General features: G+C 73.4%; 20 protein-coding genes. 7 read left to right on the forward strand and 13 right to left on the reverse strand.

The window, feature by feature from the left end:
• The first annotated feature begins 70 nt into the window (after positions 1-70).
• The gene (locus tag ACQUFX_RS24605) at positions 71-553 is read left to right on the forward strand and encodes a hypothetical protein (protein ID WP_428962640.1); all 483 of its coding nucleotides are present in this window, start codon (positions 71-73) and stop codon (positions 551-553) included.
• Between the two features lie 43 nt (positions 554-596).
• Here ACQUFX_RS24605 and ACQUFX_RS24610 read toward each other — a convergent pair whose 3' ends face one another.
• A complete protein-coding gene (locus tag ACQUFX_RS24610; RefSeq protein WP_067374326.1) occupies positions 597-983 on the reverse strand; it encodes a hypothetical protein in 387 nt (128 codons plus the stop codon).
• Positions 984-1,149: 166 nt separating this feature from the next.
• Between ACQUFX_RS24610 and ACQUFX_RS24615 the strand changes: the two genes are divergently transcribed.
• Positions 1,150-2,496 carry an ABC transporter substrate-binding protein gene (locus tag ACQUFX_RS24615; RefSeq protein ID WP_428962641.1) on the forward strand — a complete coding sequence of 449 codons (1,347 nt, stop codon included), beginning with the start codon at positions 1,150-1,152 and terminating at the stop codon, positions 2,494-2,496.
• A gap of 73 nt (positions 2,497-2,569) precedes the next feature.
• Here ACQUFX_RS24615 and ACQUFX_RS24620 read toward each other — a convergent pair whose 3' ends face one another.
• Both ACQUFX_RS24620 and ACQUFX_RS24625 read right to left on the reverse strand, forming a co-directional pair.
• Positions 2,570-3,418, reverse strand: coding sequence for an enoyl-CoA hydratase/isomerase family protein (locus ACQUFX_RS24620; protein ID WP_428962642.1), 849 nt, complete (start codon positions 3,416-3,418; stop codon positions 2,570-2,572).
• Complete coding sequence (locus ACQUFX_RS24625; RefSeq protein WP_428962643.1) at positions 3,415-4,383, reverse strand: 3-hydroxyacyl-CoA dehydrogenase family protein; 969 nt, start codon at positions 4,381-4,383, stop codon at positions 3,415-3,417. Before ACQUFX_RS24625 ends, ACQUFX_RS24620 begins: the two co-directional genes overlap by 4 nt.
• A gap of 188 nt (positions 4,384-4,571) precedes the next feature.
• Here ACQUFX_RS24625 and ACQUFX_RS24630 point away from each other — a divergent pair, with 188 nt between their 5' ends.
• The gene (locus ACQUFX_RS24630; RefSeq protein WP_428962644.1) at positions 4,572-4,877 is read left to right on the forward strand and encodes a hypothetical protein; all 306 of its coding nucleotides are present in this window, start codon (positions 4,572-4,574) and stop codon (positions 4,875-4,877) included.
• A 49-nt stretch (positions 4,878-4,926) separates the two neighbouring features.
• On the opposite strand, the gene ACQUFX_RS24635 is transcribed toward ACQUFX_RS24630, so the two are convergent.
• Positions 4,927-5,703 carry a class I SAM-dependent methyltransferase gene (locus tag ACQUFX_RS24635; protein WP_428962645.1) on the reverse strand — a complete coding sequence of 259 codons (777 nt, stop codon included), beginning with the start codon at positions 5,701-5,703 and terminating at the stop codon, positions 4,927-4,929.
• Between the two features lie 54 nt (positions 5,704-5,757).
• On the opposite strand from ACQUFX_RS24635, the gene ACQUFX_RS24640 reads away from it, so the two are divergent.
• Positions 5,758-6,138: a PPOX class F420-dependent oxidoreductase gene (locus ACQUFX_RS24640; RefSeq protein WP_067371806.1), complete on the forward strand. Its 381-nt coding sequence runs from the start codon at positions 5,758-5,760 to the stop codon at positions 6,136-6,138.
• 85 nt (positions 6,139-6,223) lie between these two features.
• Here ACQUFX_RS24640 and ACQUFX_RS24645 read toward each other — a convergent pair whose 3' ends face one another.
• Both ACQUFX_RS24645 and ACQUFX_RS24650 read right to left on the reverse strand, forming a co-directional pair.
• Positions 6,224-6,433: a BldC family transcriptional regulator gene (locus tag ACQUFX_RS24645; RefSeq protein WP_007073996.1), complete on the reverse strand. Its 210-nt coding sequence runs from the start codon at positions 6,431-6,433 to the stop codon at positions 6,224-6,226.
• A gap of 251 nt (positions 6,434-6,684) precedes the next feature.
• The gene (locus tag ACQUFX_RS24650) at positions 6,685-7,524 is read right to left on the reverse strand and encodes a hypothetical protein (protein ID WP_428962646.1); all 840 of its coding nucleotides are present in this window, start codon (positions 7,522-7,524) and stop codon (positions 6,685-6,687) included.
• 229 nt (positions 7,525-7,753) lie between these two features.
• Between ACQUFX_RS24650 and ACQUFX_RS24655 the strand changes: the two genes are divergently transcribed.
• Both ACQUFX_RS24655 and ACQUFX_RS24660 read left to right on the forward strand, forming a co-directional pair.
• Positions 7,754-8,836, forward strand: coding sequence for a Glu/Leu/Phe/Val family dehydrogenase (locus ACQUFX_RS24655; RefSeq protein WP_428962647.1), 1,083 nt, complete (start codon positions 7,754-7,756; stop codon positions 8,834-8,836).
• 329 nt (positions 8,837-9,165) lie between these two features.
• Entirely contained in the window at positions 9,166-9,381 is a 216-nt protein-coding gene (locus ACQUFX_RS24660; RefSeq protein ID WP_067371816.1) for a DUF3073 domain-containing protein, read from the forward strand.
• 128 nt (positions 9,382-9,509) lie between these two features.
• On the opposite strand, the gene amcA is transcribed toward ACQUFX_RS24660, so the two are convergent.
• The 5 genes from amcA to ACQUFX_RS24685 all read right to left on the reverse strand — a co-directional run bounded on the left by amcA (position 9,510) and on the right by ACQUFX_RS24685 (position 14,287).
• Positions 9,510-9,746: a multiple cyclophane-containing RiPP AmcA gene (gene amcA, locus ACQUFX_RS24665; RefSeq protein WP_428962648.1), complete on the reverse strand. Its 237-nt coding sequence runs from the start codon at positions 9,744-9,746 to the stop codon at positions 9,510-9,512.
• Positions 9,715-10,818, reverse strand: a complete 1,104-nt coding sequence (gene amcB / locus ACQUFX_RS24670) for a cyclophane-forming radical SAM peptide maturase AmcB (protein ID WP_428962649.1) — start codon at positions 10,816-10,818, stop codon at positions 9,715-9,717. The genes amcA and amcB overlap by 32 nt, the downstream gene beginning before the upstream one ends.
• 128 nt (positions 10,819-10,946) lie before the next feature.
• Positions 10,947-12,101 carry a phosphoribosylformylglycinamidine cyclo-ligase gene (gene purM / locus ACQUFX_RS24675; protein WP_428962650.1) on the reverse strand — a complete coding sequence of 385 codons (1,155 nt, stop codon included), beginning with the start codon at positions 12,099-12,101 and terminating at the stop codon, positions 10,947-10,949.
• A 99-nt stretch (positions 12,102-12,200) separates the two neighbouring features.
• Positions 12,201-13,742, reverse strand: a complete 1,542-nt coding sequence (gene purF, locus ACQUFX_RS24680; RefSeq protein ID WP_428962651.1) for an amidophosphoribosyltransferase — start codon at positions 13,740-13,742, stop codon at positions 12,201-12,203.
• Positions 13,743-13,933: 191 nt separating this feature from the next.
• Complete coding sequence (locus ACQUFX_RS24685; RefSeq protein WP_428962652.1) at positions 13,934-14,287, reverse strand: sterol carrier family protein; 354 nt, start codon at positions 14,285-14,287, stop codon at positions 13,934-13,936.
• Positions 14,288-14,445: 158 nt separating this feature from the next.
• Here ACQUFX_RS24685 and ACQUFX_RS24690 point away from each other — a divergent pair, with 158 nt between their 5' ends.
• Complete coding sequence (locus ACQUFX_RS24690; protein ID WP_428962653.1) at positions 14,446-16,611, forward strand: carboxypeptidase-like regulatory domain-containing protein; 2,166 nt, start codon at positions 14,446-14,448, stop codon at positions 16,609-16,611.
• 362 nt (positions 16,612-16,973) lie between these two features.
• Here ACQUFX_RS24690 and ACQUFX_RS24695 read toward each other — a convergent pair whose 3' ends face one another.
• Together ACQUFX_RS24695 and purL are read right to left on the reverse strand one after the other, a co-directional pair.
• Positions 16,974-17,729: a 2-phosphosulfolactate phosphatase gene (locus tag ACQUFX_RS24695; RefSeq protein WP_428962654.1), complete on the reverse strand. Its 756-nt coding sequence runs from the start codon at positions 17,727-17,729 to the stop codon at positions 16,974-16,976.
• A 3-nt stretch (positions 17,730-17,732) separates the two neighbouring features.
• The gene (gene purL, locus ACQUFX_RS24700) at positions 17,733-20,855 is read right to left on the reverse strand and encodes a phosphoribosylformylglycinamidine synthase subunit PurL (protein ID WP_428962655.1); all 3,123 of its coding nucleotides are present in this window, start codon (positions 20,853-20,855) and stop codon (positions 17,733-17,735) included.
• Between the last annotated feature and the right edge of the window lie 43 nt (positions 20,856-20,898).

The raw sequence follows: 20,898 nt of genomic DNA on the forward strand, positions 1-20,898 counted from the left end.
ACACATCGACGCGTACCATCATCGCGTTATGTCATCCGTCCAATACGGACGGTCTGCCACGGAGGTACGCATGTCAGTCAGGGTCGCCCGGGTGCTGGCCGGGGCAGTCGCGGTGACGGCAACCGCCGTCGGCGCCCCGGCCGGGGCCGCACCGAGCGGGACCCCGGTGGTGGCACCGGGCGCGGTCGGTGCCGTCGAGGGGCCGGCCACCGGGGCCGCCGTCGCCGGCAACGGCTTCAGCACCACCGCCACCTGCTACGGCGGGGCCGTCCGGTCGTACTTCGAGCGGGCCGGGTGGGGCGGTGACGCCGGCCCCTACCGCACCACCAGCCGGTGCCGCGACGTCAACGTGCGCAACGCGAGCCCGTTCCCGGTCGACGCGTGCGTGATCTTCGTGGACCGGACCAGCAAGTGCAACTACTGGACCTACCTGCCCGCCAAGAGCGGGTGGATCGTGGTCGCCACCAACGTCAAGGACGGCGTCAACTTCCGGGTCCGCTTCGAGACCCAGCGGTACGAGTACGAGTCGCTCACCGCCCACCACGCCTTCTGACCGCCCCGCGACGACGGTGGTCGCCCCGGGACGGCGGTGGTCATCAGGTGCGGGTGCGCAGGGTGGCCACCGTCGAGCCGGCCAGGGTGAGCAGGCAGTCCGGCAACTGGCCGTCGGCCACCGCCGCGCCGAACAGCGCCTCCCCGGTGTCCAGGTCCTGGTTGGCGTACGCGCTGACGAAGCGGGCGACCCAGCGGGTGTCGTACCCGGCCTGGTCGATGCCGGGGAATTCGAGCGCGCACCCCCCGGCGGGCAGTTCGTCGCCCACCATGGTGGCGGCCAGGCACCAGGCCACCCCGTACGCGCCGGCGAGTCCGGACCGGTCGACGACCGTGTCGATCGCCTTGGCAACGGCGGCGCCGTCCCCGTCGAGGGCCGAGTCGAGGATGGCGGTCGCGTCGTCCAACATCTGTTGTGATAGGTCCGTCACGCGCCGCACAGTAGGACGACTCGTCAAGTGATCACAAGATGACCCACAGTAAAACACGCTGAGTAACCGGGTTGCCGGCGTGTCCGATCGACCCGCCTCCACGCTCCCGCCTGCACCGCAGGCACGCTAGTGTGCGCAGCGGACCTTCGCCGGAGGAAGGACGACCATGCTCCCACCACGCGTCCCGCGCGCCGCCGCACTGGCGGTCGCCGCGGCGCTCCTGCTCGCCACCAGCGCCTGCGGGACGGACGAGCCCGAGGAGGCAACCACCCAACAGGTGCGCCTCTACGGCACCGACGGCAACATGCAGAACTCCTTCCCCGCGGAGTTGAAGGAGCGCTCGACGCTGGTCGACGGGATGAAGGGCACCACACCGCTCACCCCGCTTCCGGACAGGTTCACGAACCGTCTCCGGTCGATCGACCCGAAGATCTCCGACTACCTCTACGCCGCCGAGTCGTACGACGCGGTGGTGATCAGCGCGCTGGCCGCCCAGCTCGCCGGCACCACCCAGCCGAGAGCCGTCGCCCGGCAGATCGTCGGCGTCACCAACGGCGGCCAGCGCTGCGACGACGTCGCCGAGTGCCTGGAACTGGCGCGCGCCGGGGAGGACGTCGAGTACCGGGGGGTCTCCCTGAACCGGTCCGGCTTCACCGACGCCGGTGAGCCCGCCACCGCCAGCTACGCGACCCTGCACTTCGACCACCAGAAGATCGACGACGGCAAGACGGAGTTCGTCGGTGCGGGTGACGAGTCGGCGGCGAGCACCAAGGCGCCGCCGAAGGCGAAGCGGCAGACCTCGGCCACCGCCCGGGGCAGCGGCGCCCCGCTCGTCTTCGGCGGGTTGCTGCCGCGCACCGGCGACCTGGCCATCGCGTACCCGCCGATGGCCGCCGCCGTGGACCTGGCGATCAAGGAGATCAACGAGGCCGGCGGGGTGCTCGGTGAGCCGGTGCGGTGGATCGAGGGGGACGACGGCACCAACCCCTCCGTCGCCAAGACCACCGTGGCCTCGCACATCCGCGAGGGCGTACACGTGATCATCGGAGCCGGTGCGTCGGGCATCTCCCGCGAGGTGCTGCCGGACGTGGTCAAGGCCGGCCGGATCCTGTTCTCCCCGTCCAACACCGACGCCTCGCTGAGCAAGGTCGACGATCAGGGCCTCTACTTCCGTACCGCGCCGCCGGACAGCCTCCAGGGGCGGGCGCTGGCCGACGTGATCCTGCGCGACGGCCCGACCAGGATCGTGCTGCTGGCCCGCAAGGACTCGTACGGCGAGGGCCTGCAGGGCTACGTCCGGGCCGAGCTGGAGCGGGCCGGCATCGGCGACGACCGGGTGAAGCTGCTGACGTACCAGCCGCCGGCCGGGCCGGACAGCCCGATCGACTTCGCCGCCGGGGCCCGCGAGGTCAAGGAGTTCGGTGCCGAGGCGGTCCTGGTGATCGGCTACGCGGAGTCGGCCCAGGTGATCCGGGCGCTGGCCGACGCCGGGGTGCCCCTCGCCGCCGACTGACCACACGAGAGCCGCCAGGAGCGGCGGAGACCGTCCTCGGGCGGGCCGGCACCCCGCCGGCCCGCCCGAGCTGTCAGGAGGGGACCGAACCGCCCCCGCCGGCACCGCCGCCCGGCGACGGCCCCCCGTCCGGGGGCCCGCCAGCGGACGCCGCGCCCCCGGCCGCTGGGGTCGCGCGGCGGGACCGGCCGCGCTCCAGGAACTCGGTCATCCGCCGGCGCTTCTCCTCGTCCTCGAAGAGCACCGCCTGACTGACCAGGTCCAGGTGCGGGTGGGCGGCCGGCGGGGCGTCCACCGCCAGCTTGGTCAGCCGCAGCGCCAGCGCCGAGCCCTTCGCCATCTCGTCGAGCAGGCCGTGCGCGGTGGGCAGCAGCTCGGCCGGCTCGTCGACCACCCGGTTGACCAACCCGATCCGCAGCGCCTCGGCGGCGTCCACCCGGCGGCCCGTGAAGAGCAGTTCCTTGGCCCGTGCCTCGCCGACCAGCGCCGGCAGCCGGTGGGTCGCCCCGGCCCCGGCCAGGATGCCCAGCCGGACCTCCGGCTGGCCGAAGACCGCGCGGGCGGTGCAGACCCGAAGATCGCAGGCGTACGCCAACTCGGCGCCGCCGCCCAGCGCCGGCCCGTCCACGGCCGCCACGGTCGGCAACGGCAGGGCCCGTACCCGGGCGAAGGCGGCCGAGTTGATCGCGGCGAGCGCGTCGAGGCGACCCCGCTCGCGGAGCTGCCCGATGTCCGCCCCGCCGGCGAAGATGCCCTCGCTGCCGCCGGTGAGCAGCAGCAGGCGGGGCCGGGCCTCCAACTCGGCGCAGACCGCGTGCAGCGCGGCGATCAGGTCGGCGTCGATGGCGTTACGCTTCTCCGGCCGGTCCAGCGTCACCACCAGCCGGTCCGGGTGCTCCTCGACCCGCAGCCCGCCGCTCACCGGGCCACCGCCGCGTCCGGGCCCCCGGAGCCGTCGACGGCCGTCGGGTCGGCGGGAGCCTCCACCTTCGACCCGTCGACCCAACGGTAGAACCCGTGGCCGGACTTCTTGCCCAGCCGGCCGGCGGCCACCAGCTCCACCAGCAGCGGGGGCGGCGCGAACCGGTCGCCGTACGCGGCCTGGAGGGTCCGGGCGATGTCCAGCCGTACGTCCAGGCCGACCAGGTCGGTCAACTCCAGCGGGCCGACCGGGTGCCGGTACCCGAGCACCATCGCCTTGTCGATGTCCGCCGCGCTGGCCACCCCGTCGGCGAGCATCCGGATCGCCTCCAGCCCCAGGGTCACCCCGAGCCGCGAGGTGGCGAAGCCGGGCAGGTCGCGTACCACGACGGGGTCCTTGCCCAGCCGGCGTGCCAGCGCCACGGCCGCCGTGGTGGTCTCCCCGGCGGTGGCCGGGCCGACCACGATCTCCAGCAGCGCCATCGCCCAGACGGGGTTGAAGAAGTGCAGCCCGAGGAAGCGCTCCGGCCCCTCCAGGCCCTCGGCCAGTTCGGCGATGGGAATGCTGGACGTGTTGCTGCCCAGCAGCACCGGTCGCCGGGCGGCGGCCTCGCGCAGCACGGCCCGCTTGAGGTCCAGCCGTTCCGGCACCGCCTCGACGATGACGTCCGGCCCGTCGGCGACCTCGCCGAGCCCACCGACCACGGTCAGCCGGGCCCGGTTCGCCGCCGCCGCGTCGGCGGTCAGCCTGCCGCGCCCCACCGCCCGGTCCCAGAGGTCGACCAGCCGGCCCCGGGCCGCCCCGGCACGCGCCGGGTCCACCTCGACCAGTTCCACCGTGTACCCGGCACCGGCCGCCACGTACGCGATGCCGAGGCCCATCGTGCCGGCCCCGACGACGACACAACGATCGCCGGTGTCACCACGGGGATCGCCCGGGTCCGGCCGCTCGCTCCACTCGCTCATGCCGCGACCCTATGCAGCCGCGCCCGGCCCGGCATGCCCGGGGCGGCCCAGCAGGCACGATGGCCACCCGGGGGACGACCTGGCATGCTCGGGGGCCACCGCCCGCCGGGCCCGGGGGCCGGCGGCAGGCGTGCGGGTGGGCCGGACCGGGTACAGACGGCGGTCAACCAAGGGAAGGACGAGTCGACATGAGCCAGGCACCGGAGACGCTGCCGAACACGGACCCGGCGGAGCACACCGAGACCGTGGACACCCGGGGCGACGAGCGGATCGAACTGCTGCGGGCGGACACCAACAACGACGGGCGGACCGACGTCTGGGTGGTGGACACCGACGGCGACGGCAAGGCCGACCTGTTCCAGTTCGACACCGACGGCGACGGCAAGGTCGACGTCACCATGGTCGACCTCGACGAGGACGGCACCCCGGACGAGGTGGTCGACGGCGACGGCGGCCTCCCCCCACAGCAACTCCCGCCCACCGTCAACCTCTGATCCCCACCGGCCCCACCCCGATCCGCCCTGCCCCCGCGATCCGCGGGGGTCAGGGGGTGAGGTGGAGGGTGGCCAGGTAGTAGGGGGCGTCTCGGGTGTCGAGGTCCGTGAGGCGCCAGGGGGAGCCGTGGACCAGGGCGGCGAACTCCTCGGGTGAGCAGACCAGGTAGTCGAACCAGTGGGTGGCCAGTTCCCGGTACCGCAGGCGCAGGCGCAACTGGCCGCCGAGCCGGCCCCGCCGCCGGTTGCGCTCGTGGTAGCCGGTGTGCACCGGGTCGGTGGTGCCGTACGGGTCGGTGCCGTGCGCGATGATCTGCGCGCCCGGCCGGGCGAGGGCCGCCAGCGCGGCCAGCAGCGCGGGGGCCCGTTCCCGCCCCTCGAACAGCCCGAGGTTGTTGCCGAGCAGCAGGAACGTGTCGTACCGGCGGCCGTCGGCGACGTGGTCGTCCACGGTCGCGTGGACCAGGTCGCGGACGCCCCGACGCCGGGCGACCGCCAGCGCGCCGGGGGAGGTGTCCAGCCCGGTCACCGGTACGCCGCGGTCCTGGAGCAGCAGCGCGATCCGGCCGGCCCCCACCCCGACGTCCAGGGTGGCGCCCCGGACCCGGTCCACCGCCCGGTGGTCGTACGGCTGCCAGTCCGCCGGAGGGTCCAGGTAGTGCGCGGCGGGAGCGCCGTTGATCAGCCCGTCGTCGCGTTCGATGATCTCGATGACCGGGCGGGGCAGCCGTCCGCCGACCAGTGGCCGGGGGCCGATCCCGGTGGCCACCGCGAGGGCGTCGCGCAGCACCTCCCCGTACACGTCGCCGATGCGGGGTTCCGTCACGGCTTCACGCTATCCGGCCGGCCACCCGCCGCTCCGGCCCGTACCCTGGGCGGCATGACCACGTTGGACCGTTTGGCGGCAGAGAAGTACGTCCTGGTGACGACGTTCCGGAAGGACGGTCGGGCGGTGCCGACCCCGGTCTGGGCGGTACGGGACGGCGACGCGCTGGCGGTGTGGTCGGCGGCGGACGCGGGGAAGGTGAAACGGATCCGGCGCAGCGGCGACGTCACCGTGGCCCCCTGCGACGTGCGGGGTCGGCCGCACGGACCGGCCTCGCCGGGGCACGCGACCATCTGCGACGCCGACGCCAGCAGCCGGATCCGACAGTTGATCAAAGAGAAGTACCGGCTGCTCGGCCGGCTCACCCTGCTCGGCAGCCGGGTACGCCGGGGCACCGGTGGCACGGTGGGCATCCGGATCACGTTCCCGGAGTGAGGCCCACCGGGGGCGGACACGAATCAGGGGCGGCGGATCGCCCTCCGCTGCCCCTGAATGGCACCACTTGGTGGAACTTTTTCCGTCAGTCGCCCTGACGCTGCTGGGGGATCTGACCCTGTAGCAGGGCTCGAACCTCCGACTCGCGGTACCGGCGGTGGCCACCCAGCGTTCGGATGGCGCTGAGCTTGCCGGCCTTGGCCCACCGGGTCACGGTCTTCGGGTCGACACGGAACATCGACGCCACCTCGGCCGGTGTGAGCAGCGGCTCTGGTTCGTGCGTTCGCGATGCCATCGGTCACTCCTCCACATGTAGAGACATCGGCCGGGGTCCCGCCGGCCGACGCGTCTCCCATGGTCCGGCTAGTCCCCGATGTCCGACATGGGCCGAACGGCCGAAGGTCCCTAGACGGACGGATGAACCATGCCCGATTTATACGACTTTTACACGGCAGAAAGTATCTTATTCGGACTCATAATCACGGTTCGTGATGCGCCAGCTACGAACATGCCTCACTTTGGGAGCGCTCCACCCGATTTTTGGTGCTAATTGCACCTTTCCAGGAGCTGCACCGCGCGCCATCGGGCGACCAACCGGTCGTACGCCGCCGACGCCTCGTCGGCCTCCCCCTTGGCGAGTCCGGTGAGGCCCGTCGCGACCAGTTGGGGCGAGTCGTCGGCGGCCAGGGTCTCGTCCGAGAGGAGGTCCACCAGCCCGCCGTAGTCCAGTTCGACCATCGAGCGGGGGTGGAACTCCTCCAGCCACCGGGCCGCCTCCTCGACCGCCTCGGTGATCGGCACCTCCCCCACCGTCTTGCGCAACACCGACAGCGCCCGCGACGCCCGCCGCCGGGACTTGGAGATCTCGGTCCGGTACCGCAGCGCCCGGCGCCCGGGGACGGTGACGTGATCCCGCTCCTCGGCCTCGAAGAGCACGAACCACCGCAGCGGCACACCCCAGGTGGCGATCTGCTCGTGCACCCGGGGCACCCCGTGCTCCAGCACCCGGGCACCGCTGCGCCACTCGTCGACCACCGCCTTGGCCTGACCGGCCAGGATCGGGGGCACGAACGCGTCGGCGAGCACCGGCGGCACCCCCTCGCGGGCGCTGAGCGCCGCCTCGGCCACCCGGATCCGCAGGTTCCACGGGCAGACCAGCAGCGTGTCGTCGGTCTCCAGCACGTACGCCTCATCGGGCAGGTCGGGCAGCCGGGTCCAGCCGGCACCGAGCGCCTCGATCACCGCCGTCCGCTGCCGACCGGGCCCCTCCAGCGGGGCGACCGCCCGCCCCTCCGCGACGTACCGGCGCCAGAAGTCCTGACGATCCCGGTCGAAGGCGGTCAGCGGTTCGTACACGCGCAGGTATGAGGCGAAGAGCGACGGCACGGCGCCGATCCTCCCACGAGACCCGGATCGCGCCGACGTCAGCGCCCGGATACCCCGCGTCGACACCCGCAGGTCGGGCGGCCCGGCGCGACCCCGGCGCACGGTCGCGCCGTGCGGTGGGAGGCGGGAGCGGGCCCGCCGATACTAGGCTCGGCAGCACCGGCAGCACCCCGCCGGCGTCCGCCAGGCCCGCGTCCCACAAGGACGCACCGCGACACAGGAGCACGTCATGGGCGTATTCGCGAGTACCGACGACCCCGGTTCGACCGGGCATGAGCAGGTCGTGTTCTGCCAGGACAAACAGACCGGCCTCCGCGCGATCATCGGCATCCACTCCACCGCGCTGGGCCCCGCGCTCGGCGGGACCCGTTTCTACCCGTACGCCAGCGAGGAGGCCGCGCTGGCCGACGTGCTGGACCTGTCCCGGGGCATGGCGTACAAGAACGCCCTGGCCGGGCTGGACCACGGCGGCGGGAAGGCTGTCATCTGGGGCGACCCGGACAAGGTCAAGAGCGAGGCGCTGCTGCGCGCGTACGGGCGGTTCGTCGAGTCGCTGGGCGGGCGCTACTACACCGCCTGCGACGTCGGCACCTACGTCGCCGACATGGACGTGGTCGCCCGGGAGACCCGGTACGTCACCGGGCGCAGCGTGGAGCACGGCGGGGCCGGTGACTCGTCGGTCCTCACCGCCTGGGGGGTATTCCAGGGGATGCGGGCCGCAGCCGAGCACGTCTGGGGCGCCCCGACCCTGCGCGGCCGGCGGGTCGGCGTGGCCGGCCTGGGCAAGGTCGGCAAGCACCTCACCGGGCACCTGCTCGACGACGGCGCCGAGGTGGTGGCGACCGACGTGAGCCCCCGCGCCCTGGACTGGGCCCGCAGCACCTACCCGCAGGTGACGCTGGTCTCCGACGCCGCCGCGTTGGTCGCCGCCGACATCGACGTGTACGCCCCCTGCGCGCTCGGTGGCGCGCTGGACGACGACACCGTGCCGGCGCTGCGGGCGAAGGTGGTCGCGGGCGCGGCCAACAACCAGCTCGCCCACCCGGGGATCGACAAGCTCCTGGCCGAGCGGGGCATCCTGTACGCCCCGGACTACGTGGTCAACGCGGGCGGTGTGATCCAGGTCGCGGACGAGATCGAGGGCTTCAACTTCGACCGGGCGAAGCTGCGGGCCACCCGGATCTACGACACCACCCGGGAGATCCTCCAGCTCGCCGACGCCGAGGGCGTGCCGCCGGCGGTGGCCGCCGACCGGTTGGCCGAGCGCCGGATGGCCGAGGTCGGCCGGCTCCGGATGATCCACCTCCGCTGACCGGGGCGCGGGCCCGGTCTCGTCCCGGGCCCGGGTGGCCACCGTCACGTGTCGTCGGGACGTCACGTCCGGGCGCCCCGGACCCCGCGCCGGACGCCCGGCGTGGGGTTTTTGGCCCCGGTTGACCGGCGTCACGGCCGCCAACGAGTTGACTCCTTACCGGGTACGATGTGTAACGGCTGGGCAACTGCGACGCGCTGACCCGGCCGACGGTAACCCGAGGTGCCGAACGGTGGCATCCCCATGTACCGTAAGAGCCACGAGAGATGCCTGACGTCATCGGGGCCCGCCTTCGGGCTGCCCCGAATTCTGTGCGAGGGGGTCGAGCCATGGGGCGCGGCCGTGCTAAGGCCAAGCAGACAAAGGTGGCCCGGGAGTTGAAGTACAACACCCCGAACACCGACCTCGCCGCCTTGCAGCGAGAACTCGGCGGCAGCGGCAAGTCGGACCGAGACTTCGACGACGACTACAAAGAGTATGTCGACGACGATGACGAGGACCAAGCGGACGACGACCCGGACAACTGGGCCCGTCCGACCCGCTGACCTCCGGTCACATCTGAGCACGCGGGTGAGCCCCGCGTGCTCACGCATGTGCCGACCTGAAGCCGGCGAAGCAGACCGACGATTCGGGGACCTGCCACATCGAGCAGGTCCCCGACCCACGGCCGCCCTCAGCGGGGGCGGTTGTTCCAGTTGTAGAACGTCGGGATGTTCTCGAAGTGGTTCCAGGCGCACACCGCACTGGCTCCGTCGGTGCCCGCCACCTCCGCCCGCAGTCGGCGCGCGGCCTCGGCCTCGTGCAGCAGCGCGGTGAGGCCACCGGCTGCCTCCTGGACCCGCTCGGCGATCGGATCGGTCGGGTCCGCCTCAACGCGCTCAGGCTGCCGGTTCCTGGTGGTCTCGGGCATGCTCCAACACTCCCTCCAGTAGGCGGATCTTGCTGTTGCGGCAGTGCTCGGTCTCCGTACCGTCGAAACGCCCGTGCTCGAAGTAACGGTTGGCCGCGTGGCCACCGCCGCAGAACCCGAAGTACGCGCACGAGGAACGGCAGGCCTCCACGCCGGTGAGGAACTCGCCCACCCAGGACGTGTCGGACGCGGTGGCCAGGATCTCGGCGAGTGGGGTGCGCAACACGTTGCCGCTGCTGAAGTCGCCGTACCGGGGATCGGTGAAGCCGGCCAGCTCCGGCGAGAGGACGGTCACCGAGCCGTCGTACCCGACCGTCGGGATCGGGTCGAGCCGCCGGGGCAGCACCGCGTCGGCCTCCCCGCCCAGGGTCGCCGCCACGTACCGCAGCGACCACTCGACCTCCCGCAGGTGGATCCGGGGGTCCCGACGCCAGGCCGCCACCAGCTCCGCCCAGAAGGCGGTGACCACCGCCGGGTCGTGGGAGTTGTCCCGGAGGTTGACCCCCTCGGTCTCCTCGATGTTGATCCCGAGCACGTCGCAGCCGAGCGAGAGAAAGTACTCGTACAGCTCGGTCGCGAGGCCGGGAGCGGGGCGACTGACCACCGCCAGCGCCGAGAAGGGCAGGCCGTGCCGGCGCAGCGCCGCCACGCCGCGCAGGATCCGGTCGTACGCCGGCCGCCCGCCCCGGCTGGTCCGCTCCTGGTTGCGCTCCCGGGGCCCGTCCACGCTCACGCTGACCCGCACCTGGTGCGTGGCGAAGAACTCGCACCAGGCGTCGTCGATCAGCGTGGCGTTGGTCTGCACGTGGTGCTCGACGCCCGCGTCGAAGGGGGCGAGCAGGGCGGCGAAGTGCTCCCGCCCGGCGGCCAGCGGCTCCCCGCCGTGCCACACCACGGAGAAGCGGCCCTGGGCGGCCCAGGGGTTCACCGACCCGGCGACCGCCTCGGCCACCGGCACCGACATCCGTCGATCCGCCGCCCGCAACGGGAGGTAACAGTAGGTGCAGTCGAGATTGCAGAGGGTGGTCGGCTGCATCACCACGTACGACGGAACCGCGGCGATCCCGCGCATCCCGCTGAACGCTCGCCCCCGAGCAGCCATCATCCACCTCCGGGAACCCTGAGGATGCCCCCAGGCTAGGCGGCGACGGCTACTCGGGTGAACCCCCGACGAGGTGCCCGTACGGTCACCGACCGGAATCAGCCCCGGGTGTGCTGGCCGATCATCTGCACGTTGCCCGTACCCTCGATGATCTCGCCGGCCTGCCAGGCGTCGACGCCCCGGCCGGTCAGGGTGGCCAGCGCCCGGTCGGCGTCCTCGGCCGACACGATGGCGAACATGCCGACGCCCATGTTGAACGTCGCCTCCATCTCCGGGTCCTCGATCCGCCCCTTGGACTGGATCAGGTCGAAGATCGGCTGCGGCTTCCAGGTGGCCCGGTCGACGATCGCGTCGACGTGCTCGGGCAGGATCCGCACCAGGTTGCCCGGGATGCCGCCACCGGTGACGTGGGCGAGGGCCCGCACCTCCGCCTCGGCGATCAGCTTGAGGCAGTCCTGCGCGTAGATCTTGGTCGGGGTGAGCAGCTCCTCGCCGAGGGTCCGCTGCCGGCCGAAGTCCTCGATCACCACGTCCAGCCGCATCCGGCCGGCGCCGAGCAGCACGTGCCGCACCAGCGAGTAGCCGTTGGAGTGCAGGCCCGAGGAGCGCATGGCGATCACCACGTCGCCCACCTCGACCCGCTCCGAACTGAGGATGTCGCTCTCCTCCACCACACCGACGCCGGTGGCGGAGATGTCGTACTCGTCCGGCCGGAGCACCCCGGGGTGCTCGGCGGTCTCCCCACCGAGCAGCGCGCAGCCGGCGTACCGGCAGCCGTCGGCGATGCCGGCGCCGATCTCGGCGACCTTGTCCGGCACCACCTCGCCGGTGGCGATGTAGTCGAGCAGGAACAGCGGCTCGGCGCCGCAGGCCACCAGGTCGTCGACGACCATGGCGACCAGGTCGATGCCGACCGTGTCGTGGATGTCGAGCTGCTGGGCGATGACCAGCTTGGTGCCGACCCCGTCGGTGGAGGAGGCGAGGATCGGGTTCTTGTACTTCGCCGTGTCCAGTCGGAACAGGCCGGCGAAACCGCCCAGGTCGCCCATCACCTCCGGCCGACGGGTCTCGCGCACCTTGGACTTGAGCAGTTCGACCGCGCGGTCACCCGCCTCGATCGACACCCCGGCGTCCGCGTAGGAGACCGTACGTTTGCGGCCGGGGCGGCCGGTGCCGGCCGTCCAGGGCTGGCGGTCGCCGCCGGCGCCGGTCGGGCTGCTTCCTGCGCCGCTGCGCTCGGACACGTGCGTCACGGTTCTCCCCTTTGTGGTTCTCGCGGTGCCGGTCGGCGGCGGTCGGGCCGGTCGGCCCGAGGTCACCGTCGCCGTCGCGGTGTGTCGCGCCGGGTGATGCTATGGGCGATGTGCTGTCCCGCCGCCGGGGGTGGCGACGAGTTCTTCGGTGGGGTGGTGCGGGGCGTCGACGGTCGAGTTGGCGACCCGCCGCCCGATACCTTCGAGCATGTGCTTGCCGATCTGGTTCCCGGTTGGCAGCTCGATTGGATACTCACCATCGAAACACGCCCGGCAGAGCCGGGTCTTCGGCTGCTCGGTCGCCGCGATCAGACCGGGTAGCGAAACGTAACCCAGTGTGTCGGCCCCGATGGACCGCCGGATGCCGTCGGTGTCCAGCCCGTTGGCCAGCAACTCGGCGCGGGTGGCGAAGTCGATGCCGTAGAAGCAGGGCCAGGTGACCGGTGGGGAGGAGATCCGCACGTGCACCTCCAGCGCGCCGGCCTCGCGCAGCATCCGGACGATGGCCCGCTGGGTGTTGCCCCGCACGATCGAGTCGTCCACCACGACCAGCCGCTTGCCCCGCACGTTCTCCCGCAGCGGGTTGAGCTTGAGCCGGATGCCGAGCTGACGCAGCGTCTGGGAGGGCTGGATGAAGGTCCGACCCACGTACGGGTTCTTCATCAGGCCGGCGCCGTAGGTGATCCCGGAGGCCTCCGCGTACCCGATGGCGGCCGGGGTGCCGGACTCCGGCACCGGGATGACCAGGTCGGCCTCGACCGGGTGCTCCTTGGCGAGCTGCCGGCCGATCTGCACCCGGGCGGCGTGCACGTTGCGCCCGGCGATGGTGGCGTCCGGGCGGGCGATGTAGACGTACTCGAAAAGACAGCCCTTGGGCTCGGGCGCGGCGAACCGCGCGGAGCGCAGGCCGTCGGCGTCGATGGCGATCAGCTCGCCCGGCTCGACCTCGCGGACCACGCTCGCGCCCACGATGTCCAGCGCGGCGGTCTCGCTGGCCACCACCCAGCCCCGCTCCAGCCGGCCGAGGACCAGCGGGCGGACCCCGTGCGCGTCCCGGGCGGCGTAGAGGGTCGACTCGTCCATGAACACGAAGCTGAACGCCCCCCGGAGCTGGGGCAGCACCTCCAGCGCGGCGGCCTCCACGGAGAGGTCCGGGCGGCTGGCCAGCAGCATGGTGACCAGCGAGGTGTCGTTGGTGGCACCGTCGGAGTCGATGCCCCGTTCCAGCACCTCACGCTGCAACTCGGCGGTGTTGACCAGGTTGCCGTTGTGCGCCAGCGCGATGGTGGTGCCGGAATTGGTCGACCGGATGGTCGGCTGGGCGTTCTCCCAGTTCGAGGCGCCGGTGGTCGAGTAGCGGGCGTGCCCGATCGCCAGGTGGCCGCGCAGGCTGGCCAGGGTGGGCTCGTCGAAGACCTGGGCGACCAGGCCGAGGTCCTTGTAGACCACGACGCCGGAGCCGTCGCTGACCGCCATACCGGCGGCCTCCTGGCCGCGGTGCTGCAACGCGTACAGCCCGAAATAGGTGAGATTGGCAACCTCTTCCCCCGGCGCCCAGACGCCGAAGACGCCACACGCGTCCTGGGGTCCGGGTCGTTGGGGGTCAAGGTCGTGGCTCAGCCGGCCGTCGCCTCGGGGCACCTGCCGCTCCCTCATGCTGGTCTGGGACTGGCCTCGCGGGGCGGCTGCGCGCCATCCGCACTTCTAGGCCTGGACCACTGTCGTCGACTGACAGTGTACGCGAATCGGTGTCGATACAGAAAGTCACGATTCGGCTGCACGTAGTGACATTTGCGGTGTTCGTTGCTGCTCGGCGCGGCCCGCCGCCCTGCTCAGACCGGCAGGTACGCGGACAGGTCCGCGCGCGCTCCACTCACCCGTACCCGTCCGTCGGCCACCGCATGCGCCCAGTCGAGGCGTCCGGCGGCCACCCTGAGCCAGGTGTCCGGATCCATCTCCACCACGTTCGGTGGCGTACCCCGGGTGTGCCGGGGGCCCGGCACACACTGAACTGCACCGTAAGGTGGGACGCGCACCTCCACCGATCGGCCGGGGACACGGTCCGCAAGGGCAGCCAACAGGGCACGGACCGCCGCCCGGTAGACCGGACGCTCGGGCGTACGATCCGCGTCGAGCGCCGCGAGCGCCGCCGCTACCGCGGCGGACTTACTGTGCGGAGAGGACACGACGGGACGATACGGCTTCGGTGCCGCACGCCTGACGCTGGCCCTGGGTCGCGCCGATCCGGTCAGACAAGGCATAGTTGCCGACGGTGTATTCGTACCGTGATGATCCTCGGCCCGGTTACCGCAGGCCGGGGAGTTCGGACCGGAAGGCGGTGGACGTGTCAACACACCGACGTGCCTGGAAGCGGGCCGGTGTGGTCGTAGCGCTGGTTGCCGGCGCCCTGTTCGCCGTTCCCGCCACACCCGCGCTGGCCGCCGACGTCGTCGGCATCGATCCCGGCCAGGTCAGCCTCCGGGCCGGGAGCGAGGCCAGCTTCACCGTGCAGCTACGCGGCGAGGAGGGCGAGAACGCCACCATCTCGGTCAACGGGCTCCCCAACGGGGTGAGCTGCGCCAGCGGCTGCGGCCAGATCACCCTCGGCGGTGACGGCAACGGCAGCCAGCAGGTCGTGCTCCGGGCCGACGGCAACGCCCGCGACGGGAACGGCTCCGCCACGGTCTCCGCCGGCGGGCAGGGCCGCAACGTCCAGGTCCGGGTCCAGGGCCGGCAGGAGCCGGAGCCCGAGCCGACGCGGGAAGAGGTGCAGACCGTCCGGTCCGTCTCCGGCAAGGTCGTCGCCCAGGCCAACGGCGACGCGGTGGCGAACGCCATCGTCATCCTGCTCGACGGCAACGGCCGCCGGCACGAGACCAACAGCGACGGCAGCGGCAACTTCCGGTTCGGCGGCAGCTCCTCGAACCCGATCGTGCCCGGCCAGCTCCAGTTGGGCGCCAGCTTCGACACCGCCCGCGCCACCGCGACGATCAGCGGACGCGCCGGGCAGAGCGTGACCGGCCAGCGGATCCGGCTGCCCATCCGGGTCGAGACGACCCCGAGCCCCACCCCGTCGGCGACCGAGGAACCGGCACCGACCGTGGAGGCCACCGAGGAGGCCACCGAGCCGGAGGACGCCGAGGAGACCGACGCCGCGCCGGCCCCGCAGGCCGCCTCCAACGAGGAGTCCGGGGGCATGGGCTCCTGGCTGCTGATCCTGCTGGGCGGCCTGTTCGTGGCGATCGGCGTCGGCACCATCGTGCTGCTCTGGATGAAGCGCCGGGAGAACGCCGACGACGGCACCGACGACGACGAGCCGGCCGGAGCCGCCGCCGGGGCGACCCCGAACGCGCGGGGCTCCTTCCGGGGCGCCGACGACCAGACCCGGGTGGTCAACCGGATCGACGCCGGGCCCGACCCGACCATGGTCGGTGGTACCGCGCTCAGCGACGCGCCGACGATGATGCACCGCCCCGTGGTCGACGACGTGCCGCCGGACCCGTACGGCGCACCCCCGCAGCCGTACAACGCCGCCGGTCAGGGCGGTTGGTCCGGCAGCGGGTACGGCGACGAGCAGCCCGGCCAGGGCGCCGGGTACGGCGGCTACGGCACCGCGCCGGCCTCGGGTGGCGGCGGCTACGGCACCGCCCCGGCCTCCGGTGGCGGCGGCTACGGCACCCGGGACTACGGGGCGCAGGGCGGCGGTTCCGACTATCCGCCCACCCAGGCCGGAGCCGGTTCGGGTGGCTACGGCGAGCGGTACGACGAGCCGACCGGCCGGTACCAGGGTGAGGGGACGACCTCCTACCCGCCGCCGGCCGACCCGTACGCGACGGGCCTCTACCAGCCCGCCAGTGAACAGGGTCACAACTACGGGCAGTCGGACTCCCCGCAGTACGGCCGGGGTCCGGAGCCCACCGGCACCTACCCGGCGGGCGGCGGCTACGGCAACGCCCCGGCGGGCGGCGGCTACGGCGGTGACCAGGCCGGCGGCGGCTACGGCGGGTACGACCAGCGCGGCGGTGGCTACGACCAGCAGCGCGGCTCCGACGCGCAGGGCGGATACGACCAGCGCAGCGACGGCCCCGGCGGCGGCTACGGCCAGCGGGGTGACGCACCCGGCGGGTACGACCAGCGCGGCGACAACCCCGGCGGTGGCTACGGCCAGTCCGGCGGGTACGACCAGCGCGGTGGCTACGACCAGGGCGGGTACGGCCAGCAGGGTGGGCACGGCCAGCAGGGTGGCTACGGCCAGTCCGGCGGGTACGACAGTCCCTCCGGCGGGTACGACGGCCAGGGCGGCTACGGCGGCCAGCAGGGCGGGTACGACCAGCGCGGCTACGGGCAGGAGCAGCCGCCGCAGCAACGCGGCGGCGGGTACGACCAGCAGGGCTACGACCAGCAGGGCGGCTACTACGGCGAGCAGGGCCAGGGCACGCCCGGCCGGGACCGGTCCGACGGACCGCCCCCGGAGCGGGGTGGCCGCCGCCTCGACTGGCTGGACGACTGAGCCGCCCGGCCGGCCCGGTTCCGGGGACCGCACCCCGGAACCGGCTGAGCCCGGCCACACGGCACCGCGAAGGCCGCCCCGCACGCCGGGGCGGCCTTCGCGTTACGTGACCCCTGATCGGCGGGGACCGCCCTCGCCTGACAAGCCTCGCCTGACAAGGGCGCGAGACAACCCCGCGCGGCACAAACCGCGCGGGCGGGACAACCCGTCTACACGCACATACCTCACGGGAATAATTATACCTGTCAGGTATTTCCGTCCACGGGGTCATCTGCCCGGCCGCCCGCCGCGCCCGGCCGCCCCGCCCGGCCGGCAGGGAGCCGGAGGGGCCGGGCCGTGGCAGGTTCAGGGCCGTCGGAGACTCAGGCCGGGACGAAGACGCCCTGGCGGAGCACCGGTACGACCTCCGAGACGCCGACCGGCAGAGCCAGTTCCACGTCTCCGGCGAAGCCCAGTTCGACGAGTTCCCGCCCGGACACGCAGCCCCGGATCGCCGCCGCGACGTCGGGGGTGCTGGCCAGCGCGGCGAGCGCCATGGCCGCCTCCACGGAGAGTCCACCCGACACGCCGGAGACGGCGTCCAGCACGCTGGCCGCCCCGAGCTGATCCTCCACCGACGGCCGCAGCGACCCGTCCGGCCACCGCTCACCGGCGGCGATCACTCCGATCGGGGCGGTCGTCGAGCCGTACCCCTGGGTGTGGAGCCAGCGCCCGACGGCGGGCGCGTTGCGCAGGCAGGCCGCGACCACCGGTCGGCCGGTGGCGCTGGCGGCGGCGCTGATCGCCGACCCGTTCGGGGACGGCAGCACCAGGTCGGCCACGACGGGGGCGGTGCTCAGCGCCGCCGGGGAGAGCGACCACGGGTGGTCCGGCATGGTCGCGCTGCGACCCACGGCGGCGACCGCGCCGACCCGGCGGGCGTACTCGCCGGCCTGCGCGCCCCAGGGGAACGGATGCACCCGCATGCCCCGGCCGACCGCGACGTCCACCGCCGTGGTGAAGGAGAGCACGTCCACCACCACGAGGACGGCGCAGACGCGGCTGAGCTCGGCCGCCCCGGCCAGTCCCCAGTCGAACCGGGCACCGGATCCGGGCTGGACCTGGACGGCCGAGCTCACCGCCTAGCGCTCGTCGGTGGCCGGCGGCTGACCGCCACCGGCCGGGCCCGCCGGCCCGTCGACCGGCGGTGCCGGCTCGACCCGGGCCTCCGGCCCGGCCGCGGGGCCGCCTGGCACGTCGTCGCCCACCGGCCCGCCGGTCGGCGCGTCCGCCGCACCGGCCCCGGCCCCGACGCCCTCCCCGGCCTGTGCCGGGTGCTCCGGCAGAGCCGTGGCGGCGGTCGGGCCGGACGCGGCACCGGTGGAGGGGCCGTCCCCGGCCCCGTCCTGCCCCGCGTCGGCCGGCTCGACGGCCACGACCGCACCGACCGGGGCGGTCGCCAGCCCGGACGGCGTGGCGGCCTGGGCCGCCTCGACCGCGCCCGGACCGCCGAAGAGCCGGGGCAGCGTGCCGGTGTGGGCGGTACGCAGCTCGTCCAGGCCGATCTGGAACTGCTCGTGCACGTCGAGCGCGCCCAGCGCCGGATCGGTGACCCCGATCAGCTCCCACGGCACGTCCCGCTCGGCGCAGAGCGCGGTGAACGCCTTCTCGTGCCCGCGCGGAACCGAGACCAGCGCCCGACCGGCGGACTCGCTGAACAGGAAGACGAACGGCATCGAGGAGCCGGCGAAACGCTCCGGCACACCGATCCGGGCGCCGACCCCGTTACGCAGGCAGGACTCGACCAGCCCCTGGACCAGACCGCCGTCGGAGAGGTCGTGCGCGGAGCTGAGGTGACCGACCCGCGCGGCCTCCGCCAGCAGCTCGGCCAGCGCCCGCTCCCGGCCCAGGTCGACCTGCGGGGGCACGCCGCCCAGGTGCTGGTGGGTGACCCAGGCCCACTCGGAGCCGGAGAGCTCCACGTGGGTCTCGCCGAGCAGGTAGATCTGGTCGTGCTCGCCGGCGGCCCGGGGCAGGAAGCCCATCGGCACCCGGTCGGCCACGTTGTCGATCAGGCCGAGCACCCCGACCACCGGGGTCGGGTGGATCGCCGCCGCACCGGTCTGGTTGTAGAAGCTGACGTTGCCGCCGGTCACCGGGATACCCAGCTCGGCGCAGCCGTCCGCCAGGCCGCGTACCGCCTCGGCGAACTGCCACATCACGCCCGGGTCCTCGGGCGAACCGAAGTTGAGGCAGTTGGTGACGGCGATCGGCTTCGCGCCGGTCACGGCCACGTTCCGGTACGCCTCGGCGAGCGCGAGCCGGGTGCCGTGGTACGGGTCGAGCCGGGCGTACCGGCCGTTGCCGTCGACGGAGAGGGCGACCCCGAGGCCGGTCCGCTCGTCGATCCGGATCACCCCGCCGTCCTCCGGCTGGGCGAGCACGGTGTTGCCCAGCACGTACCGGTCGTACTGCTCGGTGACCCAGGTCTTGTCGGCCAGGTTCGGCGACGCGATCATGCGCAGCACGGTCTCCCGCAGCGCCTCCGGGGTCGACGGCCGGGGCAGCGTCTCGGCCCGGTCGGCCTGGAGCAGGATCAGGTCGGCCGGCTCCCGCATCGGCCGTGCGTAGACCGGCCCGTCGTCGACCAGCGAGCCCGGCGGCACGTCCACCACCAGGTGGTCCCGCCAGGTGACCAGCAGGCGGCCCGGCTGCCCGTCGGCCGAGGGCGGGGTGACCTCGCCGATCGCGGTGGCCCAGACGCCCCACTTCTCGGCGGTCTTGAGCACCGCCTCCAGCTTGTCCGGGGCGACGACCAGCAGCATCCGCTCCTGGGACTCGCTGGCCAGGATCTCGTGCGGCTCCATCGAGGGCTCGCGCAGCGGCACCCGCTCCAGCCAGACCCGCATGCCGGTGCCGGCCGCCGCGGCGGTCTCGGTGAGCGCGCAGGTCAGCCCCGCGCCGCCGAGGTCCTGGATGCCGACGACCAGCTCGGCGTCGTACAGCTCCAGGCACGCCTCGATCAGGAGCTTCTCCATGAACGGGTCGCCCACCTGCACCGAGGGACGGCGCTGCTCGCTGCCCTCGTCGAAGGTGGCGCTGGCCAGTACGGAGACGCCGCCGATGCCGTCCCGGCCGGTCCTGGCGCCCATCAGCACCACGACGTTGCCGGGGCCGGCGGCCTCCTTCTTCTGCAGCCGGTCGACCGGCAGCACGCCGAGGCAGAGCGCGTTGACCAGGGGGTTGCCCTGGTAGCAGGGGTCGAAGACGACCTCGCCGCCGATGTTCGGCAGGCCGAGGCAGTTGCCGTACCCGCCGACGCCGGCCACCACGCCGGGCAGCACCCGGGCGGTGTCGGGGTGGTCGGCCGCGCCGAAGCGCAGCGGGTCCATCACCGCGACCGGACGGGCGCCCATCGCGAGGATGTCCCGGACGATCCCGCCGACGCCGGTCGCCGCGCCCTGGTACGGCTCGACGAAGCTCGGGTGGTTGTGCGACTCGACCTTGAAGGTCACCGCCAGCTCGTCGGAGACCTGCACCACACCGGCGTTCTCGCCGATGCCGGCGAGCAGCCGGTCGCTCGGCGGGGCCTTCTCACCGAACTGGCGCAGGTGCACCTTGCTGGACTTGTAGGAGCAGTGCTCGCTCCACATGATCGAGTACATGGCCAGCTCGGCCTGGGTGGGCCGCCGGCCGAGGATGTGCCGGATCCGCTCGTACTCGTCGTCACGCAGCCCCAACTCGGCGTAGGGCTGGAGCTCCTCCGGGGTGCCGGTGGCGCGCGGCACGGTGTCCACGGCGTCCGCCCAGCTCCCGGCCGACCGGGCCACGCCCTGCGGGGCGGCCTGCGGGGCGCTCGGGTCCACCGACGCCTGGGGGGCCACCGGCCCCGGCGTCGCGGGCGCGGCGGGCCCCGGCGGCACGCCGTCACCCTCCGGCGCGACGGCCTGCGGCCCGGGGTACGGCGGCGGAGCGCCGGGGCCGACGGCCGGCGGGGTGCCGTTGGGCACAGCGGCCGGCGGCACGCCGGTCGACCCGGTGGGCGGCGGCGCGCCGTCCTGGTGCGCCGGCCCGGCGGCCGGCGCGTTCGCGGGCGCGGGTACCGGGGCGGTGCCCACGGTGGGCGGGCCCTGCGGCGGCGCGACGTCGGCGGGGCGCACCGGGCCACCGCCCTGGGACGCCACGGGGCCGGTCGGCGGCTCCGTGGGGGCCGCCGGGAATCCGCCCGGGGTCTGGCGTACCGCCGGGTCCGGATGGGTGGTCATGACTTCTCCTCGCTGCGCCCGCGGTCGCCCAGCGGGCGGTAGA

Source organism: Micromonospora fluostatini (assembly GCF_050410825.1).
GTDB classification, from domain to species: Bacteria; Actinomycetota; Actinomycetes; order Mycobacteriales; family Micromonosporaceae; genus Micromonospora; species Micromonospora rosaria.

Coding starts and splice junctions, on each gene's coding strand:
- ACQUFX_RS24605 (WP_428962640.1), top strand. CDS start 71: ATGTCAGTCAGGGTCGCCCGGGTGCTGGCCGGGGCAGTCGCGGTGACG.
- ACQUFX_RS24615 (WP_428962641.1), top strand. CDS start 1,150: ATGCTCCCACCACGCGTCCCGCGCGCCGCCGCACTGGCGGTCGCCGCG.
- ACQUFX_RS24625 (WP_428962643.1), bottom strand. CDS start 4,383: ATGAGCGAGTGGAGCGAGCGGCCGGACCCGGGCGATCCCCGTGGTGAC.
- ACQUFX_RS24630 (WP_428962644.1), top strand. CDS start 4,572: ATGAGCCAGGCACCGGAGACGCTGCCGAACACGGACCCGGCGGAGCAC.
- ACQUFX_RS24640 (WP_067371806.1), top strand. CDS start 5,758: ATGACCACGTTGGACCGTTTGGCGGCAGAGAAGTACGTCCTGGTGACG.
- ACQUFX_RS24645 (WP_007073996.1), bottom strand. CDS start 6,433: ATGGCATCGCGAACGCACGAACCAGAGCCGCTGCTCACACCGGCCGAG.
- ACQUFX_RS24655 (WP_428962647.1), top strand. CDS start 7,754: ATGGGCGTATTCGCGAGTACCGACGACCCCGGTTCGACCGGGCATGAG.
- ACQUFX_RS24660 (WP_067371816.1), top strand. CDS start 9,166: ATGGGGCGCGGCCGTGCTAAGGCCAAGCAGACAAAGGTGGCCCGGGAG.
- amcA (WP_428962648.1), bottom strand. CDS start 9,746: ATGCCCGAGACCACCAGGAACCGGCAGCCTGAGCGCGTTGAGGCGGAC.
- amcB (WP_428962649.1), bottom strand. CDS start 10,818: ATGCGCGGGATCGCCGCGGTTCCGTCGTACGTGGTGATGCAGCCGACC.
- purL (WP_428962655.1), bottom strand. CDS start 20,855: ATGACCACCCATCCGGACCCGGCGGTACGCCAGACCCCGGGCGGATTC.